16 protein-coding genes are annotated in these 17,345 nt (G+C 72.7%); 12 read left to right on the top strand and 4 right to left on the bottom strand.

What is annotated here, in order from left to right; all coding sequences use genetic code 11:
- The first annotated feature begins 5 nt into the window (after positions 1 to 5).
- The 4 genes from RDV84_RS05860 (at position 6) to RDV84_RS05845 (ending at position 5,743) form a co-directional block, all read left to right on the top strand.
- A complete protein-coding gene (locus RDV84_RS05860) occupies positions 6 to 3,902 on the top strand; it encodes a translocation/assembly module TamB domain-containing protein (protein WP_309152756.1) in 3,897 nt (1,298 codons plus the stop codon).
- Between the two features lie 135 nt (positions 3,903 to 4,037).
- The gene (locus tag RDV84_RS05855; RefSeq protein WP_057945820.1) at positions 4,038 to 4,880 is read left to right on the top strand and encodes an ADP-ribosylglycohydrolase family protein; all 843 of its coding nucleotides are present in this window, start codon (positions 4,038 to 4,040) and stop codon (positions 4,878 to 4,880) included.
- A 70-nt stretch (positions 4,881 to 4,950) separates the two neighbouring features.
- Entirely contained in the window at positions 4,951 to 5,124 is a 174-nt protein-coding gene (locus RDV84_RS05850; RefSeq protein WP_309152755.1) for a hypothetical protein, read from the top strand.
- A 64-nt stretch (positions 5,125 to 5,188) separates the two neighbouring features.
- Positions 5,189 to 5,743, top strand: a complete 555-nt coding sequence (locus tag RDV84_RS05845) for a DinB family protein (RefSeq protein ID WP_309152754.1) — start codon at positions 5,189 to 5,191, stop codon at positions 5,741 to 5,743.
- Positions 5,744 to 5,746: 3 nt separating this feature from the next.
- Here RDV84_RS05845 and RDV84_RS05840 read toward each other — a convergent pair whose 3' ends face one another.
- From RDV84_RS05840 to RDV84_RS05825, 4 genes are all read right to left on the bottom strand, one after another.
- Positions 5,747 to 8,446, bottom strand: a complete 2,700-nt coding sequence (locus RDV84_RS05840; RefSeq protein WP_309152753.1) for a serine/threonine-protein kinase — start codon at positions 8,444 to 8,446, stop codon at positions 5,747 to 5,749.
- 249 nt (positions 8,447 to 8,695) lie between these two features.
- A complete protein-coding gene (locus RDV84_RS05835; protein ID WP_057945825.1) occupies positions 8,696 to 9,268 on the bottom strand; it encodes an ECF-type sigma factor in 573 nt (190 codons plus the stop codon).
- 251 nt (positions 9,269 to 9,519) lie between these two features.
- Positions 9,520 to 10,332, bottom strand: coding sequence for a bifunctional DNA-formamidopyrimidine glycosylase/DNA-(apurinic or apyrimidinic site) lyase (mutM, locus tag RDV84_RS05830; RefSeq protein ID WP_309152752.1), 813 nt, complete (start codon positions 10,330 to 10,332; stop codon positions 9,520 to 9,522).
- A 55-nt stretch (positions 10,333 to 10,387) separates the two neighbouring features.
- On the bottom strand, positions 10,388 to 10,888 hold the full coding sequence (locus tag RDV84_RS05825; protein WP_309152751.1) for a hypothetical protein: 501 nt from the start codon (positions 10,886 to 10,888) through the stop codon (positions 10,388 to 10,390).
- Here RDV84_RS05825 and RDV84_RS05820 point away from each other — a divergent pair.
- The 8 genes from RDV84_RS05820 (at position 10,881) to RDV84_RS05785 (ending at position 17,300) form a co-directional block, all read left to right on the top strand.
- Positions 10,881 to 11,459 carry a CHAD domain-containing protein gene (locus RDV84_RS05820; protein ID WP_309152750.1) on the top strand — a complete coding sequence of 193 codons (579 nt, stop codon included), beginning with the start codon at positions 10,881 to 10,883 and terminating at the stop codon, positions 11,457 to 11,459. The two genes, RDV84_RS05825 and RDV84_RS05820, sit on opposite strands and share 8 nt — an antisense overlap.
- 345 nt (positions 11,460 to 11,804) lie before the next feature.
- Positions 11,805 to 13,001, top strand: coding sequence for a DesA family fatty acid desaturase (locus RDV84_RS05815; RefSeq protein WP_309152749.1), 1,197 nt, complete (start codon positions 11,805 to 11,807; stop codon positions 12,999 to 13,001).
- A gap of 316 nt (positions 13,002 to 13,317) precedes the next feature.
- Positions 13,318 to 13,482 carry a hypothetical protein gene (locus RDV84_RS05810; RefSeq protein WP_157490315.1) on the top strand — a complete coding sequence of 55 codons (165 nt, stop codon included), beginning with the start codon at positions 13,318 to 13,320 and terminating at the stop codon, positions 13,480 to 13,482.
- A 151-nt stretch (positions 13,483 to 13,633) separates the two neighbouring features.
- Positions 13,634 to 13,807, top strand: coding sequence for a hypothetical protein (locus RDV84_RS05805; protein ID WP_158229958.1), 174 nt, complete (start codon positions 13,634 to 13,636; stop codon positions 13,805 to 13,807).
- A gap of 100 nt (positions 13,808 to 13,907) precedes the next feature.
- The gene (locus RDV84_RS05800; protein ID WP_309152748.1) at positions 13,908 to 14,285 is read left to right on the top strand and encodes an EF-hand domain-containing protein; all 378 of its coding nucleotides are present in this window, start codon (positions 13,908 to 13,910) and stop codon (positions 14,283 to 14,285) included.
- 218 nt (positions 14,286 to 14,503) lie between these two features.
- A complete protein-coding gene (locus tag RDV84_RS05795) occupies positions 14,504 to 15,322 on the top strand; it encodes a kanamycin nucleotidyltransferase C-terminal domain-containing protein (RefSeq protein WP_309152747.1) in 819 nt (272 codons plus the stop codon).
- A 263-nt stretch (positions 15,323 to 15,585) separates the two neighbouring features.
- Positions 15,586 to 16,572: a hypothetical protein gene (locus tag RDV84_RS05790; protein ID WP_309152746.1), complete on the top strand. Its 987-nt coding sequence runs from the start codon at positions 15,586 to 15,588 to the stop codon at positions 16,570 to 16,572.
- The gene (locus RDV84_RS05785; protein ID WP_309152745.1) at positions 16,569 to 17,300 is read left to right on the top strand and encodes an ABC transporter ATP-binding protein; all 732 of its coding nucleotides are present in this window, start codon (positions 16,569 to 16,571) and stop codon (positions 17,298 to 17,300) included. The genes RDV84_RS05790 and RDV84_RS05785 overlap by 4 nt, the downstream gene beginning before the upstream one ends.
- The last annotated feature ends 45 nt before the right edge of the window (positions 17,301 to 17,345 follow it).

The following is a 17,345-nucleotide window of genomic DNA, read 5'->3' as shown; positions in this document are numbered from 1 at the left end:
AGCTGATGAGCGACACGCCCCCGCCGCCGCCGACCCCCACCGCGCAGGAGCTGCTGCTCGAACGCCGCCGCCGTCGCCGCGCCGCGGCCCGACGCTGGGCCTGGCGCACCAGCATCGCCGCGGCGGTGTTGACCCTGCTGATCGCGTTCGCCGCGTACTGGCTGATCTCCACCATCGCCGGCCGCGACGTGCTGCTGGCGCAGATCGTCTCGCGCCTGCCGGCCGATTCCAGCTTCACCTGGAAGTCCGCCGAAGGCCCGCTGTCGGGCCCGCTGACGCTGCGCGATGTGCGCTTCGCCTACAAGAAGACGGTATTCACCGCGCAGCGCATCTACCTGGACCCGGCGCTGCGCCCGCTGCTGGGCCGCAAGCTGCGCCTGGACGCGATCCAGGTCGAGGGCGCCACGCTCGACATCGAGAAGAGCGACGAGCCGTTCGAGCTGCCGCGCTGGCCCGACGTGCTGCCGCAGATCGAACCGCCGCTGGCGCTGCAGGCCGACGACGTGCGCATCGACGGCTTCAAGATCGCCCAGGCCGGCGAGCACCTCATCGACGTGCGCCAGTTGCGCGCCGGGCTCGACGCGCAATCGGGCAAGCTGCACGTGGAGAGACTGGTCGCCGATACCGACCGCGGCCGCTTCACCGCGCACGGCGATTACCAGCCCAGCCGCGATTTCAAATCCGACCTCACCGTCACCGCGGTGTTGCCGAGCGCGCCGGGCCGCACGCCGCCGCGCCTGGGCCTGGTCGCGCGCGGCGACCTGTCGCGCATGGACGTGGCCGTGGCCGGCGCCGCGCCGGGGCCTGTGCGCATGACGCTGACCTTGCGCGGCAAGGAAGAGGCGCCGGACTGGCGCTTGCACGCGAAGGCCGACGCGCTCGACATCGGCCTGCTGACCGCGCCCGACGCCAAGCCCAGCGATACGCCGATGGCCTTGCGCTTCGACGCGCAGGGCAGCGGCGGCGTCGCCGCGCTGGAAGGCGAGTTCCGCCAGGGCGACATCGCGGTCGAGGTGCTGCCGTCGAAGGTCTCGCTGAAGGAGCAGGTGCTCGACGTGCAGCCGCTGGCGCTGCGCTTGTTCGACGGCACCGCCACGCTGCGCGGCCACGCCGATTTCACCGACGCCGACAACGGCCGGTTCAAGTTCTCGATCAACGCGCGCGGCCTGAGCTGGGGCGGCCAGGCGCCGCCGACCACGCTCACGTCGGTGGCCAAGCCTTCGCAGGCGCCGCAGACGCTGGCCACGCCGGCGGTGACGCTGGAAAGCGCCGACTTCGGCTTCGCCGGCACGGTCAAGGACTGGGCCGCGATCGGCGACGCGCGCTTGCTGCGCGACAAGCAGGCGGCGACGGTCGAGTTCGACGGCCGCGGCAACGATCGACGCATGACCTTGAAGTCGCTCAAGGCCAAGATGCCGACCGGCCTGCTCGACGCCAGCGGCGACGTGGCCTGGGCGCCGAAGCTCGGCTGGGACCTCAAGGCCACGTTGTCGGGCTTCGATCCCGGCTATTTCGCGCCGGAATTCAAGGGCGCGGTGGACGGCAAGCTGGCCAGCACCGGCGCCACCCGCGACGACGGCGGGCTGGAGATCCAGGCGAGCGCCGAACAGCTCGGCGGGCGCCTGCGCGAACGGCCGCTCGGCGGCCGCGGCCGCTTCCTGATGCACGGCGCCGCCACCGGTAAGACCGGCGACGCTTACGAGGGCGAGGTCGCGCTGAGCCTGGGCGGCAGCAAGCTCGAAGCCAAGGGCAAGTACGCGCAGAGCATCGACGTCGACGCGAAGTTCGCGCCGCTGCAGTTGAACGATCTGCTGCCCAGCGCGTCGGGCAGCCTCAACGGCACGCTCAAGCTCACCGGCGCCGCCGATGCGCCGAACGTCGATGCCGATCTCACCGGCAGCGCGCTCAAGTACGGCGATTACCGGGCCGCCAGCTTCAGCGCCAAGGGCAAGCTGCCCTGGCGCGGGCGCGGCGGCCAGCTGGCGCTGCGCGCCAGCGAACTCGATGCGGGCATCGCGCTGTCGTCGCTGAGCGTGGACGCGCAGGGCGCGGTGGAAGCGCTGCAGTTGCAGGCGCAGGCGCGCAGCGACGTCGCCAACCTGGATCTGTCCGGGCACGCCGACAAGCGCGGCAACGTCTGGTCCGGCGCGCTGGCCTCGCTGCAGCTGGCGCCGAGCAAGGGCGCCAGCTGGCGCCTGCAGCAGTCCACCGCGTTCCGCTGGGACGGCGACAGCGGCGGCTTCAACGACGCCTGCCTGGTGTCGAGCAGCGGCGGCTCGCTGTGCGCGGCCGCCGATTGGCCGCGCCGCGGCGTCGAGCTCAAGGGCCACGGCCTGCCGTTGCTGCTGGCCCAGCCCTACCTGCCCGAGCGCAGCGACAAGCGGCCGTGGATCCTGCGCGGCGAGATCGCGCTGGACGGCGAACTGCGCCCGGCCGGCAAGGGCTGGCGCGGCAACTTCAACCTCAGCTCCGCCGGCGGCGGCCTGAAGTTCAGCGAGCGCGCGCGGCGCGAACTGGTGCGCTACAACGCGCTCTCGCTCAAGGCCAGCTTCGACACCCAGAAGCTCAGCGCCGAGCTCAAGTCCGGCTTCAACGACGACGGCCGCATCGAAGCCACCGTCAACACCGGCTGGGACGCGTACGCGCCGCTGTCGGGCAATGTCGCGGTCGACACCGACGAGCTGACCTGGGTCGAGCTGTTCTCGCCCGACATCGTCGAGCCCAAGGGCAAGCTGGAAGGCCGCATCGGCCTGGCCGGCACGCGCAGCAAGCCGCTGCTGAGCGGGCAGGCGCGGCTGTCGCAGTTCACCACCGAGGTGCCGTCGCTGGGCATCGTGCTGCAGCAGGGCGACGTGCGCCTGGACGCGCAGCCCGACGGCAGCGCGCGCATCGCCGGCAGCGTGCGTTCGGGCGAGGGCACGCTCAACGTCGACGGCACGCTCGGCTGGCAGGGCGACGACACGCCGTTGGTGTTGAACATCCGCGGCACCAACGTGCTCGCTTCCGACACCCGCGACCTGCGCGCGGTGGCCAATCCCGAGCTGACCGTGCGCTACGCGGCCAAGCAGCCGCTCAACGTCACCGGCAAGGTCGACATTCCTTCCGCGCGCGTCGATCTGGAACGCCTGGACCAGGGCGTGTCGGTGTCCGAGGACGTGGTCGTGCTCGATCCGGTGAATCCGGAAGACACCGGCTCTTCGCCGCTGGAGCTCGACCTGACCTTGGCCGTCGGCGACGACGTCAAGCTCAAGGGCTTCGGCCTGGACGGCAAGCTCGGCGGGCAGATGCGGGTGCGCTCGCGGCCGGGCCGCGAGATGACCGCGAGCGGCGCGCTCAGCGTGGAAGGCCGCTACGAAGCGTACGGGCAGAAGCTGCAGATCACCCGCGGCAATCTGGCCTGGAACAACGGCCCGGTGTCCGATCCGATCCTGGACCTGCGCGCCGAGCGCGAAGTCGGCGCGGTCAAGGCCGGCGTCGATATCGGTGGGCGGGTCAGCGCGCCGCAGGTCAACGTCTGGTCGGATCCGGCCAGCTCGCAGTCCGAAGCGCTGGCTTACCTCACCCTGGGCCGTCCGCTGTCGAATTTGACCGGCGACGAGAGCAAGCAGCTCAACGCCGCCAGCGCCGCGCTGTCGGCCGGCGGCGGCCTGCTGGCCTCGCAGCTCGGCGCCAAGATCGGCCTCGACGACGCCGGCGTGATGGAAAGCCGCGCGCTCGGCGGGTCGGTGCTCGGCGTAGGCAAGTACCTGTCGCCGAAGCTCTACGTCGGCTACGGCGTATCGCTGCTCGGCACCGGCCAGGTGCTGACGCTGAAGTACCTGCTGCGCAAGGGCTTCGACGTCGAGATCGAATCGAGCACGCTGGAGAACCGCGCGTCGGTGAACTGGCGCAAGGAGAAGTGAGTCCGCGGCGGAGCGCATGCTTCGCTGACGGGTTCGATTCGATCTGAGCTTTTGTGCCGGCCGGGATCAGACCCGGCCGCGATTAGAATGCGTGCACCGCCCACGGACCCGGGCGCACTCACCAAGGACCGCTCCATGCTGCTGGAACTGGCCATCGGCGACGCCTACGGCGCCGGTTTCGAATACGCCGCCGACCGGATCGTGCGCGAGCGCAACGACGGCGCGCACTACGTCCGCCACCCGCGCCACGCGATCGAACCGGGCTGCTACACCGACGACACCCAGATGAGCCTGGCCATCGCCGAGGCCTTGGCCGAGGGCGATCCGTGGACTCGCGAATCGCTGGCCGAGCGTTTCGTCGCGGCGTTCAAGCGCGATCCGCGCGAGGGTTACGCCAGCCGCTTCCATGGCCTGCTGACCGAAGTGCGCGACGGCGCCGACCTGCTCGCGCGGATCGTGCCCGACAGCGCCAAGAGCGGCGCGGCGATGCGCGCGCCGCCGATCGGCGCGCTCGCCGACACCGCCGAGGTCGTGCGCCGCGCCGAACTGCAGGCGCGCATCACCCACGACACGCCCGACGGCGTCGCCGCCGCGGTCGCCGCGGCCCTGTGCACGCATTACTTCGTCCATCGCCGCGGCGCCAAGGACGGCTTGGCCGGGTATCTCGCCGCGCACGTGCCCGGTCCGTGGCGCGAGCCGTGGCGCGGCAAGGTCGGCGCGCTCGGCATGGACAGCGTGCACGCGGCGGTCGCCGCGGTGCTCGCCCATTCGCGCATGAGCGAACTGCTGCGCGCTTGCATCGCCTACACCGGCGACGTCGATACCGTCGCCACCATCGCGCTCGCCGCGGGTGCGTGCAGCGAAGAGATCGCGCAGGACTTGCCGGCTTCGCTGTACGACGGGCTCGAGAACGGACGCTACGGCCGCGAGTATCTGATTGCGTTGGATGCGCGGCTGATGGCGCTGGCGACGCGATAAGCCGGCGCCTGGCGGCGACAGGCGCCGCGCGGGGCCGACGGTCGTGGCCTGCGCCGCATCGGCAGCGGTCATGGCGTCCCTGGCGCGGGATCTGGCCGACCGGTGGGCGCTCGCAGACCCGCTGTTCGCCGCGGAAATCCGCTCGCTCATCGGACTCGCACTGGTGCCGTGCGTCGGCGTGTTCTGCGTGCGGCCTATATTCGCCGCTTATGCCGAGCCGCGCGCGGACAAGCCCCGGCGCTGATGCGACAATCGCCCGCGAGCGAGCGAGCGAGCGATCGGTCCGGCCGGCCGCACGGGAGCCACGCATGAACCTGCTAGCCCACGCCCGCCTGATGGCCGACTACAACCGCTGGATGAACCAGCGCGTCTACGCCGCCGCCGCGCGACTGCCGGCCGAGGCGGCCGCGCAGGACCGCGGCGCGTTCTTCGGCTCGATCCTGGGCACGCTCAACCATCTGCTGACGGCCGATCGGATCTGGCTGCGCCGCTTCGCCGAGCATCCCGCGCGCTACGCCGCGCTGGAACCGCTGCGCGCGCATCCGGCCCCGACCGACTTGCGCGCGATCGCGCACGACACGCTGCCGGCGCTGCGCGCTGCGCGCGAGGAACTCGACGCGCGGATCGAGGATTGGATCGGCGAAACCGCCGAAGCCGATCTCGACCAGGCATTGGTTTACGCCAACACCCGCGGCGTGGTCTCGCGCCGGCGCTTCGGTTTGTTGCTGCTGCATTTCTTCAATCACCAGACCCACCACCGCGGCCAGGTCACCACGCTGCTGACCCAGGCCGGCGAAGACGTCGGCGGCACCGACCTGCTGGAACTGATTCCGACGTTGGCGGCGGACGCGGACGGCGACTGAGACTCAACCGGCGCAGGTCTGGCGGATCGCCTGCACTTCCCGCAACACCTCGCTGCCGTCCGGCCGCGCCTCGCCGATGCTGCGCAACAGCCCGTCGAGGCGGGCGCGCGCCTGGCCGCGCTGCGGGCCGGCGCAGCGCAATTGCGCGGCGTAGGCCTGGGCGCGCCAGCCGAGCTTGCGCAGGGCTTCGTCGTTGATCGGCAGTTCCGCCAGCGCGTCCAGGTGCGCCAGCGCGGCGGCGTCGCCGGCGGCGGCCTGGGCGCGCGACAGCGACAGCTCGGCGGCGCGCGCGCGCGGGTCGCGCTCGCCGTAGGCCGCGCGGGTCAGTGCGTGCGCACGTTGCAGGCGCGGCAGCGCGGCCGCGCGCGCGTCGAGGGCGAGGTCGATCTCGCCGAGCAGGCGCTCGCTCTCGCCGACCGTGCCGGCCTGCGCGCCGTCCTGGCGGATGCGCAGGCGCCGCACCTGCTCCAGCAGTTCGCGCGCTTGCGCGTCGCGGCCGGCCTCGTGCAGCACCAGGGCCTGTTCGGTCATCAGCTCGGCCAGGCGGCCGGCCTGCGGATGGCGGCGCGCGATCTGCAGCGCGCGTTCGAGTTCGGCCAGCGCCCGCGCGAGGTCGCCGCGCTCCCACGCGACCACGCCGAGCGCGCCGTGCACGCCGATGAGGTCGGCGTGCTCCGGACCCAGGCGCTGGGCCAGCAGGTTGCGGATCAGCTCCAGGTCCTTCTGCGCCAGCACGAACTGGCCTTGGTCGATGTGCAGCGCCGCCAGTTGCCGGCGCACCTCCAGGGTCGCCGGGTGCTGCGCGCCGTTGACTTCCAGCGCGATCGCCAAGGCTTCGCTGGCGTCGCGCTCGGCATCGTCGAGCCGGCCCAGGCCACGCCGCAGCACCGCCAGGTTGCGGCCGATCTCGACCTGCAGCGGATGGCGGTCGCCGACGCTTTGCTGCAGCTTGCGCCGCGCCTGTTCGAAACCCAGCAGCGCCTCGCGGTCCTGGCCGGCATCGGCCTGCAGACCGGCTAGGTCCATCAGGTTCTCGACCTCGCCCACGTCGGTGTTCTCGCGCATCTCGCGGCGGATCGCCAGCGAGCGCTCGAACAACTGGCGCGCGCCCTGGCGTTCGCCATTGGCGCGGCGGCAGCGGCCGAGTTCGGAATAGAACTCGCTGGCCTGCAGCGGCAGCTGCGCCTGCTCGCGCCGAGCCAGGTCGAGCGCGGGCTGCATCAGCGCGGCGCAGTCGCGCGGCTGCGCCAGCAGGCGCAGCACCTTGCCGCGCTGGGTCAGCGATTCCAGTCGCAGACTGTCGGGAACGTCGTCGGTGGCGGCGATGATCTGCGACTGGCGTTGCAGCAGCCCGCGCGCCTCGTTGTAGTCGCCCAGGCTGATGCGCATGCGCGCGATCACCCCGAACAGTTCGGCGCGCGCGCGCGGCTGCCGCGCCAGTTCGCGGTTGCCGCGCGCGACCGAGGCGTCGAGCAGGCCGCGCAGGTCCAGCGCCTCGCCCTCCGGCGTGCCGCGCGCGCTTTCGAACAGGCCGACCATGAAGTCCTGCATCGCCTGCGCGCGCGCCGCCTCGACCACCGCCTCGCGCGCCTGCCACGCGACCACGCCGAGCGAGGCGCTGAGCACCACCGCCACCAGCGCCGCGGTCGCCAGCGCCCAGCGGTGGCGCGCCACGTACTTGTTGATCCGGTAGCGCACGCTCTGCGCGCGCGCCAGCACCGGCCGGCCGGACTCGAAGCGCTGCAGGTCCAGCGACAGCGCCTCCACCGAGGGATAGCGCTGCTCCGGGCGCTTGGCCAGGGTCTTGAGCACGATGTTGTCGAGATCGCCGGCGAGCTGCCGGCCGAGCCGGCGCAGCGAGCCCGGATCGAGGTCGGGATCGTTGGCGTCGGCGTAGCGCAGCACCGCCTGCGAGGGCCGCAACGGATCGGCGGCGAGGATCGCCTCTTCCCATTCCGCGTCGGTCTGGCGCTTGAGCTTGTACGGCTTGGAATCGGTGAGCAGTTCGTACAGCACCACGCCGAGCGAGTAGACGTCGGTCATGGTGGTGACCGGCTCGCCGCGCACCTGCTCGGGCGCGGCGTAGTGCAGGGTGAAGGCGCGCGCGCCGGTGCGGGTCTGCTCGGGCAGCGGCACGTCGTTGCTGTCGAGCAGCTTGGCGATGCCGAAGTCGAGCAGGCGCACGTCGCCGGCCGGCGTCACCAGGATGTTGGACGGCTTGAGGTCGCGGTGGACGATCAGGTTCGCGTGGGCGTGGCTGACCGCGTCGCAGATCTGCTGGAACATGCGCAGGCGCTTGTCCAGCGGCGTGCGCTGGTTGCGGCAGTAGTCGGTGATCGGCTCGCCTTCGACGTATTCCAGCGCCAGGTACGGCAGGCCGTCGCGGGTCACGCCGGCGTCGAGCAGGCGGGCGATGTAGGGATGCGCCAAACGCGCGAGGATCTGCCGCTCGCGGGTGAAGCGGGTGCGCAGGTTGGTGTCGGTCAGGCCCGGGCGCAGCAGCTTCAGCGCGACCCGGCGCTGGTACAGGCCGTCGGCGCGCGAGGCCAGCCAGACCTGGCCCATGCCGCCTTCGCCGAGCAGGCTTTCCAGGCGATAGCTGCCGACCTCCACACCCGGGCGCATGCCCGACTGCTGCGGCGTCACCAGCGGTTCGGACAGGAAGTCCTCGTGGCCGTCTTCCAGGCCGATGAGCTCAGTCAACTCCGCCGCCAGCGACGGATCGTCCGCGCCCAACTCGCGAAGACGTTCGGCGCGCGCATCCGGTTCTAACTCGAGCAATGCATCGAGCAGCGGCGAAAGTCGCAACCAGCGTTCGGCGTCCATCGAGTCAGCCGCGCACCCGCGCGCGCAGGGCGGCGAGCAAGAGCAGCGGAGCGACGGCGATGTCGATCATGGCGTTGCGCATTCCTTGCAGGCGCGCAGCGCGCGCGGACCGCGGCGCGGGCGCGCTCAGCGGCCGGGTTCGTCCTGCAGCGACGCCAGCAGGAACAGCCGCGCCTTCTGCCAGTCGCGGCGGATGCTGCGCTCGGAACGTTGCAGCAGCGCGGCGATCTCCAGTTCCGACAGGCCGGCGAAATAGCGCAGTTCCACCACCTGGGCCAGGCGCTGGTCGACCGCGGCGAGCTTGGTCAGGGCCGAATCCAGGCCGAGGGTGTCCTCGTCCAGGCGCAGGCCGCCTTCGACATCGTCGGGCAGTTCGGTGACGCGGTGCAGGTCGCCGCCGCGCTTCTGCGCCAGGCGCTGGCGCGCGTAGTCGACCACCACGCTGCGCATCGCGGAGGCGGCGTAGGCGAAGAAGTGCGCACGATCGTCGAACTGCGCTTCGCGCCGGCCGACCAGCTTGAGGTAGGCCTCGTGCACCAGCGCGGTGGCGTCCAGGGTCTGGCCGTGCTGGCCGGCGAGCTGGCGCCGCGCCATGGTGTGCAGTTCCTGGTACAGCGTGGCGAGCACGCGGTCGAGCGCGCCGCGATCGCCCTCGCGGGCGGCGTCCAGCAGGATCGTGATGTCAGCGCTTTCGGCCATGTCGCCCCCAATTCGGTCCAGACTATAGCGCGTTCAGCTTGGCTTGGAAGCGACACAGGTGGCAGCAAACCTGCGTTGGAACGCCGCAATCGATTGCCGCCAGACGACACTCGGAATGCACACGAATTACCCCGCCGCGCTAACGCACGAAGCGCCGTCGCGATGACACGCCGGCGCACCGCAGCGATCAACGGCAAGCGCGCGCCGATCCGGACACGCGACGCGGCGCGGCGAGCGCGCCAAAGCCGCATTCAGCGTTGGCAGTGGCCGCACCACACCGTGGTGCGCTGGCCGATGCTGGCTTGCTTCAGCGGCCGCCCGCAGCGCGGGCAGGGTTCGCCGCCGCGGCCATAGGCGGCCAGTTCCTGCTCGAAATAGCCCGGCGCACCGTCGGGGCTGATGAAGTCGCGCAAGGTGGTGCCGCCGCGCTGGATCGCGTAGCCCAGGATCGCCTTGATCGCCCCGGCCAGCTCGGCGTAGCGCTCGCGCGAGACCTTGCCGGCCGCGCGCAGCGGCGACACGCCCGCGGCGAACAGCGCTTCGGCGGCGTAGATGTTGCCGACGCCGACCACGACTTTCTGATCCATCAAAAACGTTTTCACCGGCGCCTTGCGCCCGCGGCTGAGCGCGAACAGGTAGTCGCCGTCGAAGTCGTCCGACAGCGGTTCCGGGCCGAGGCCGCGCAGCAATTCGTGGGTTTCGCCGGGCGGTTGCCACAGCAGGCAGCCGAACCGGCGCGGGTCGTTGAAGCGCAGCACGCGGTCGTCGTCGAGCAGCAGGTCGACGTGGTCGTGGTCGCGCACCGGGGTGTCGGCCGGCAGCACGCGCAGGCTGCCGGACATGCCCAGGTGCAGCAGGGCGCTGCCGGCGGCGGTGTCGACCAACAGGTACTTGGCGCGCCGGCGCACCGCGTCGATGCGCTGGCCGGGCAGGGTCTCCTCGATCGCCGCCGGGATCGGCCAGCGCAGGTCGGGCCGGCGCAGGATCGCGGTGACGACGTGACGGCCTTCCAGGTGCGGCGCGAGGCCGCGGCGGGTGGTTTCGACTTCAGGCAATTCAGGCATGGTCCCAGCGTACTATCCCGTCCGGGCCGGCGCGCGCAGCGTCGGCGCGAAACGCTTACGTATCCATGCGAAGCGGGAGTCCGCCATGCCGCAGGCCGAAGTCGAGGCAGTCGCCGAGGGAGTCGAATCCGCCGTGCCGCCCGGGACGCCACGCGCGCGGCGCCGGGCTTCGCGCGGCGCGGCGGCGCAGGACGGGCAGGACGCGCCGGTGCGGCGGGCCGGGGCGCGGACGCCGGCCGGATCCGGGCATGGCGCCACGTCGCGCACTTCCGACCCGCGGCCCGACCTGCGTTCCCACACCGACACGGGCAAGGCCGCGCGTCCGCCCGGCCAGCGCCTGCGCGCCCATGCCACGCGCGAGATCGACCAAGCCCTCGACGCGCTCGGCTGGGGCGGCAACCGCATCCACGCCGGCGTGCATCTGGCGCGCAAGAACCTGCGCCGCGCCCGCGCCACCCTGGCGTTGGGCGCTGACGGGCTGGGGCCCGGCGCGGCCCTGGTCGACCGCGAACTGCGCGACCTCAACCGCGATCTGTCGCTGCTGCGCGATGCGCACGCGCTGGTCGAGACCCTCGACCGCCTGCTGCGCGGCGAACTCGCGCCCGACGCGCGCCGCCTGTTGGCGCGCGCGCGTCGCGCCGCCGCCGCCGCGCGCCGCCGCGGCGCGCCGCGCGCGCGAGGACGATCCCGGCCTGCGCCGTCGCCGCGCGCTGCTGCAGGTGCTGCGCGCTGCGTTGCGGGCGATGCCGTGGGCGCAACTGCAGCCCGAGCATTGGCGCGCCGCCGTCGCCGCGAGCCTGCAGCGGGTGGCGCGCGCCGGCGAGCGCGCCCGCGCCAGCGGCGGCGACGAGGACTGGCACGACTGGCGCCGGCGCGCGCGGCGGCTGTCGCAGCAACAGCGCGCGCTCAAGAGCGCCGGGCTCGGCGCGGACGCGCCGACGTTCGACAAGCGCCAGATCGAGCGGCTCGGCGAGGCGCAGGACCTGAACCTGCTGCTGGACCATTGCGGCAAGGGCTCGCCGTTCGCCAAGGCCGAGCGCGGCGCGCTCAAGGCGTTCGCGCGCGGCGAACTGGCGGGTGCGCGCGAACGCATTCAAGCGGGGAGCGAGGGACGTTCTCCGGAGTGAGTGCGGTGCGTCGTGGCCGCGGTGTCGCGGTCGCGGCTCGCGCCGCTCCTACAAGGGGCGGCCGCGGCTTCGATTGCCGCCCATAGGAGCGGCGCGAGCCGCGACGGCCCCAATCCCCGCGATCCTGAACCGTACAGGCCTCCGTCGCCCGCCTGAACCGCCCGGTCCTGCCCGGTCCGCCGCGGCTTGCCCGTTGGAATTCACGACCCCATCACAGCCTTCGGCCGGCCGTACCGGCGCGAACGGTGGGCCCGGAGTGGCATCATCGGCTATATATACAACTGTCCTTTAATTGCCCCGCCACCCCAACGGCTGCCCAAAGCCATCGCTGCCCCGGAGTTCGCAATGCCCGCGTCCCTGATCGATTTCCTCGCCGGCGGCCTGGTCCAGGCCCGCTTCTGGGAATTGGCCGTGTATTTCCTGGTGGTGACCCAGCTCACCATCTTGTCGGTCACCTTGTACCTGCACCGCTCGATGGCGCACCGCTCGGTCGACTTCCACCCGGTGCTGGCGCACTTCTTCCGCTTCTGGACCTGGCTGACCACCTCGATGATCACCAAGGAGTGGGCGGCGATCCATCGCAAGCACCACGCCAAGTGCGAGACCGAGGAAGACCCGCACAGCCCGCAGTTCAAGGGCATCGACACGGTGATGTGGCGCGGCGTGGAGCTCTACCGCGAGGCCCGCACCGAGCGCGAGGACATCGAGAAGTACGGCAAGGGCTGCCCGGACGACTGGATCGAACGCAAGCTCTACACCCCGTGGGCGACGATGGGCCCGGTGCTGCTGCTGTTCGCCAGCTTCGCCCTGTTCGGTTTCGCCGGCGTGGCGATCTGGGCGCTGCAGATGGTGTGGATCCCGTTCTGGGCCGCCGGCGTGGTCAACGGCCTGGGCCACTGGTGGGGCTACCGCAATTTCGAAACCACCGACACCGCGACCAACCTGACCCCGTGGGGCTTCTGGATCGGCGGCGAGGAACTGCACAACAACCACCACGCGTTCCCGAGCTCGGCCAAGTTCGCCCTGCGCAAGTGGGAGTTCGACATCGGCTGGACCGCGATCCGCGGCCTCGCCGCGCTGCGCCTGGCCAAGGTGCTGCGGGTCGCGCCGACCCTGGACGTGCGTCCGAACATCGCCATGCCCGACGGCGAGACGCTCAAGGCGCTGCTGGCGATCCGCTTCCAGGCCATGACCGACTTCTATCGCAACGTCACCCTGCCGACCCTGCGCGAGGACGCCGGCGACCGCGTGCGCGCGTTGCCGCGGCGGCTGCGCAAGGGCCTGGCCGACGGCGGCCGCTGGCTCGACGACGGCGCCCGCGCGCGCCTGCAGACCTGGGTGGCCGAGCGTCCGCGCATGGCCCAGCTGGCCGATTTCCGCCAGCGCCTGGCGCAGGTGCTGGACGACCGCTCGCACGATGCCCAGGCCACCCTGCAGCGTCTGCACGCCTGGTGCGTGGAAGCCGAGGCCAGCGGCATCCACACCCTGCAGGCGTTCTCCGAACGGCTCAAGGGCTACGCGCTGGCGCCGGTGCGGCACTGACCGCCGCGCGCCGCCAAGCGACACCGACGAACCCGCGCTCCGGCGCGGGTTTGTTTTTGTGCGAACGAGACGCCGGTCCGTCCGCGCGGGCGCGGCGCGGATAGCGTCGTGCGCTTGGAATCCGGCGCCGCCGTCCGGCCGCGCCGCACACGGAGGTGGCGCATGTCCGCGGATCGACCGTCCAGGCCTCGCCGCCGATCCTGCGCCCGCGCGCGCCCCGCCTTCCGCTTGAGCCTCCAGGGACGAACCCACCATCCGTGACCGCGCCCGCGCCACGGACCGGCGCCCGCGATCGCACGCGCAAGGAGAGAGCACGATGAAACTGTTCCGCAGCAAGCGCTTCAAATTGCTGGCCCTGTCGGCGCTGTTCGCCGCCGGCCTGGGCTTCGGCGCGGCGCAGGCCGGCGCCACGCAGGAATGCTTCCCCTCCGACAACTGCCCGCACGGCGCCTGGGTCGGCGGCTGCTGCGATCCGGCCTGAACCGCCGGCGCACCGCCGCGGGCCGCTCGCCTCCGCCGCTGGCGAAGGCGAGCGCGCGACGGCCCGGATTCCGCGTCCGGGCCGTCGGCGCCGCTCGCGGCGGCGTTGCCGCGCGGTCCGTCCCGCCCACGCGCTTCTCCAGGAGAACGACATGAGTCACCTGCGTACCCGCCGCGCCAGAGCCTTGCTGCTGGCCGTGCTGTTCGCCACCGGCATCGGCTTCGGCGCCGTCCACGCCGATACCAAGTACGCCGAGGGCTGCGCGCCCAAGTCCGGCTGCCAGTTCGGCGGCACCCGCTTCGGCTGCTGCGTCGACGACAGCTGACGCGGCCGCGGCCGGCGCCGCGCGCGCCGGCCGCGCGCGGCGCTTGCCCGCCGCGCCCGCGCGCGGCAGGCTGCGCGCTGGTCCTTTCGCGGATGCGCGCATGCGCCTGCCCACGTTCCGTCCGCCCGCCTTCGCGCGGCTGTCGTCCGCGCTGCTCGCGCTCGCGCTGTGCGCCCTGCCGGCGTCGGCGCAGGAGGTGGCCTCCACCGGCGACTACCTCGCGCGCATGGATGCCGACCGCGACGGCCGGGTGTCGCTGCTGGAATACCAGGACTGGCTCAGTTACGCCTTCGACGCGATGGACGCCAACCGCGACGGCGTCCTCGACGCGTCCGAACAGCCGGCCAGCGGCCGCGGCGCGCGCGCGCCGCTGACCCGCGAGGCGCACCGCAAGACCCTGGCCGAACGCTTCGCCCGCCAGGACCGCAATCGCGACGGCTTCCTCGACGCGCGCGAGTTGGCCTCGCCGCCGCAATGACTGCGTGGGTGGCTATCCCCCTGTAGGCGCGGCGCGAGCCGCGACCGCGGGGTAGCCGTTTGCGTCGTATGCGCGGCGTCGCGGTCGCGGCTCGCGCCGCGCCTGCAGGCGTGAACCGCAGCGCGATGCGCGTGCCATCCCACCGCAAGCGCAAGCCGCGTCGCAACGCCCGCATTGCGCAATTGCCGCGCGCGCGATGCGCGTGGTACCTAGTCGCGATGGATTACGCACTGCCCCAGGGCGAACTCGACACCCTGTTCGCCGGACCGCAATCGGTCGGTTCCGAGCAACGCCGCGACCTCGTCGCCCTCATCCTCGAACGCCTGCGCCAGCGCTTCGGCGAACGCCTGCTCGCGGTCGCGCTGTACGGCTCCACCGCGCGCGACAGCGACGGGCCGTATTCGGACCTGGAGCTGTGGGCGGTGCTCGACGACGCCGCGTTCGGCGCCGACTTCGACGAATCGCTGGAGTGGGTGCACGGCCGCGGCAAGGCCGAGGTCAACCTGATGTCGCGCAGCGCGGTGGAAGCGTTCGCGCGCGAAGTCGACGAGGCCTGGCCGATCAGCCACGGCCAGTTCGTGCACGCGCGCGCGCTGTGGATCGCGCCGGACCACGGCGCGCTGTTCGAGACCTTGCGCTCGCTGGCCGCGCATCCCGACGACGCGGCGGTGGAGCGGGCCATGGCCGAGATCGTGGTCGGCGAGCTGTACGAACTGGTCGGCAAGCTGCGCAACCGCTACGCGCGCAAGCCGCTGGCGCTGCTGGCCGGCGAATTCGCCGTGCACCTGGCCTGCCTGGTCGGCCTGGCCGAGCGCCACGTCTACGCCAGCGCCGGCACGATGTTCGACGAAGCCGCCGACCTGCCGGGGCCGGACGGCGCGGTGGAGCTGTACCGGCTGGTCGCGCGCGGCGAACTCGGCGACGAGGCGGTGCTGGTCGCGGCGCTGGAGCGGGCCTGGACCGGGGTCGAAGCCTGGGCGCACGAGGTCGCGCTGGTCGATGCGCTGCAGCGGCGCTGCGTGGCGGGCGAGCGCTGAGGGGCTGGCGGGTGGATTCGTTGCGGCGGACAGGAAAGCGTCGGGCCTGAAGGCCCTCCCACGACAAGCCCCCGCAGCGAAGGTCCTCCCATAGCGAAGGTCCTCCCATAGCGAAGGTCCTGCTAGAACAACGTCCTGCTAGAACAAGACCAGAACAAGGCCGTCCCGCAGTGGCCGAGGCTTGGGCTGTTGTGGGAGGGCCTTTCAGGCCCGACGCTTTCGGCTCAGCTCGCCGCGCTCCCCATCCGCGCTACCCTCGCCGCATGCCGCCCCTGTTCCATCCCTGGCTGCGCGAAGCCCGCCTCGCCGCCCTGCGCGGCGGCGGCTGGCGGCGCTGGCGCGGCGGTCTGGCGATGCTGGCGGCGATCGCCGCGGCCGGCCCGCTGCTGCGCGCGTTCGGCGGCGAGTCCGCCGCCCTGCCGGCCGCCGTGCCGAGGCTGATCGCGCAGTTGCCGCTGCCGTTCGCCCTGCTCGCGCTGGCCTGCGCCTATGCCAGCGCACGCGCGCGCCTGGGCGCGCTCGACGACCGCCTGCGCCACGGCTGGTGGGCGGCCGCGCCGATCGCGCCGGCGCGCATCGCCCGCACCCTGGTCCTGCTCGCCGCGCTCGGCGTCGCGGCGGCGCTGTCGGCGACCGCCGCGTTGCTGCTCGCGCTCGGCGGCGACGGCGCGCGCCTGCGCACCGCGTTCGCGGTGCTCGCCGCCGGCCTCGTGCCCGGCGTCGCGCTCGGGCTGGCGGCGGCGCTGCACCAGCGCCGCCGGCCGGCGCAGCGGGTGCGCGAAGGCGCGCGCGAGCCGCTGTTCGGCCTGCGCTGGCTCGACGACGCGCGCCTGCCGCACCTGAGCGACTGGCAGCGGCGCGAGGCGCTGCTGCGTTGGCGCCGCGGCGGCCACGCCTGGATGATCGGCGCGGTGCTGATGGCGCTGCCGGGCTCGACCGCGCTGGCCAGCGGCGCCGGCGTGTTGCTGATCGCCACCGCGCTGGCCTGGTTCAGCCTGCTCGCGCAGGCCTGCGCCGCGGCGAGCGTCGCCGCCGCGCGCGCGCTGGCGGCCTTGCCGGTGCCGCGCCGCGGTTTCGCCCGCGCGGCCTGGCGCTATCCGGCCTTCGCGTTCGCCTGCGCCTGCGCGCTGGCGGCGCTGGGCGCGGGCCTGCTTGGGTTGGGCTGGCGCGCCGCGCCGGCGTGGCTGGTCGCCGTCGCGCTGCTGTGTCTGCCGGCATTGGCGGCCCTGCGCGCGGGGGCGCGCCGATGAGTCCAGCCCTGGAACTGCAAGGCCTGCACCACCGCTACGACCAGCACGCGGTGCTGCACGGCATCGACCTGGCCCTGGCGCCGGGCGATTTCGCCGCCCTGATCGGCCCCAACGGTTCGGGCAAGACCACCTTGCTGCACTGCCTGGCCGGCCTGTTGCGGGCGAGCGCGGGGCGGGTGCTGATCGGCGGCCACGACCTCGACCGCGACCCGCTCGCGGCCAAGCGCGCGCTCGGCTTCGCGGTCGATCCGGCGCGGCTGCCGCCGCTGCTGAGCGGCCGCGAATGCCTGCGCCTGTTCGCCGGCGCGCGCGGCCTGGACGCGATTCCCGAACCGACCCTGGCGCTGTGCGCGACGCTGTCGCTGCAGCCGATGCTCGACCGCCGCATCGGCCAGTACTCGCTGGGCACGCGGCAGAAACTGGCGATCGCGCTGGGCCTGCTCGGCGAACCGCCGCTGCTGGTGCTGGACGAACCGCTCAACGGCCTGGACCCGCTCAGCGCCTACGCGCTCAAGCGCCACCTGCAGGCGCTGGCGCGCGAACGCGGGGTGGCGGTGTTGCTGGCCACGCATTCGCTGGACGTGGCCGAGCGCTTCATCACCCGCGCCGCGTTGCTGGTGGACGGGCGTCTGCGGCGGCAGTGGGACGCCGGCGAACTGGATGCGATCCGCGCCGATCCGGCGCGCTCGCTGGAGCAGTCGATGATCGACGCGTTGGCGGGCGATTGACGCGGAGCGCCGCGGCGGATCATTGGCGCCGATGCCGCATCAGTT

Origin of the sequence: Lysobacter yananisis, assembly GCF_031199375.1 — a bacterium.
GTDB classification, from domain to species: domain Bacteria; phylum Pseudomonadota; class Gammaproteobacteria; order Xanthomonadales; family Xanthomonadaceae; genus Lysobacter; species Lysobacter yananisis.
The sequence above is the reverse complement of the archived record's forward strand: the minus strand, read 5'-3'. Positions and strand labels throughout refer to the sequence as shown.

Bases quoted from the DNA above. Each gene is read 5' to 3' on its own strand.
- RDV84_RS05860 (WP_309152756.1), top strand. From the start codon at position 6: ATGAGCGACACGCCCCCGCCGCCGCCGACCCCCACCGCGCAGGAGCTG.
- RDV84_RS05855 (WP_057945820.1), top strand. From the start codon at position 4,038: ATGCTGCTGGAACTGGCCATCGGCGACGCCTACGGCGCCGGTTTCGAA.
- RDV84_RS05850 (WP_309152755.1), top strand. From the start codon at position 4,951: ATGGCGTCCCTGGCGCGGGATCTGGCCGACCGGTGGGCGCTCGCAGAC.
- RDV84_RS05845 (WP_309152754.1), top strand. From the start codon at position 5,189: ATGAACCTGCTAGCCCACGCCCGCCTGATGGCCGACTACAACCGCTGG.
- RDV84_RS05835 (WP_057945825.1), bottom strand. From the start codon at position 9,268: ATGGCCGAAAGCGCTGACATCACGATCCTGCTGGACGCCGCCCGCGAG.
- mutM (WP_309152752.1), bottom strand. From the start codon at position 10,332: ATGCCTGAATTGCCTGAAGTCGAAACCACCCGCCGCGGCCTCGCGCCG.
- RDV84_RS05820 (WP_309152750.1), top strand. From the start codon at position 10,881: ATGCGCACGCGCTGGTCGAGACCCTCGACCGCCTGCTGCGCGGCGAAC.
- RDV84_RS05815 (WP_309152749.1), top strand. From the start codon at position 11,805: ATGCCCGCGTCCCTGATCGATTTCCTCGCCGGCGGCCTGGTCCAGGCC.
- RDV84_RS05810 (WP_157490315.1), top strand. From the start codon at position 13,318: ATGAAACTGTTCCGCAGCAAGCGCTTCAAATTGCTGGCCCTGTCGGCG.
- RDV84_RS05805 (WP_158229958.1), top strand. From the start codon at position 13,634: ATGAGTCACCTGCGTACCCGCCGCGCCAGAGCCTTGCTGCTGGCCGTG.
- RDV84_RS05800 (WP_309152748.1), top strand. From the start codon at position 13,908: ATGCGCCTGCCCACGTTCCGTCCGCCCGCCTTCGCGCGGCTGTCGTCC.
- RDV84_RS05795 (WP_309152747.1), top strand. From the start codon at position 14,504: ATGGATTACGCACTGCCCCAGGGCGAACTCGACACCCTGTTCGCCGGA.
- RDV84_RS05790 (WP_309152746.1), top strand. From the start codon at position 15,586: ATGCCGCCCCTGTTCCATCCCTGGCTGCGCGAAGCCCGCCTCGCCGCC.
- RDV84_RS05785 (WP_309152745.1), top strand. From the start codon at position 16,569: ATGAGTCCAGCCCTGGAACTGCAAGGCCTGCACCACCGCTACGACCAG.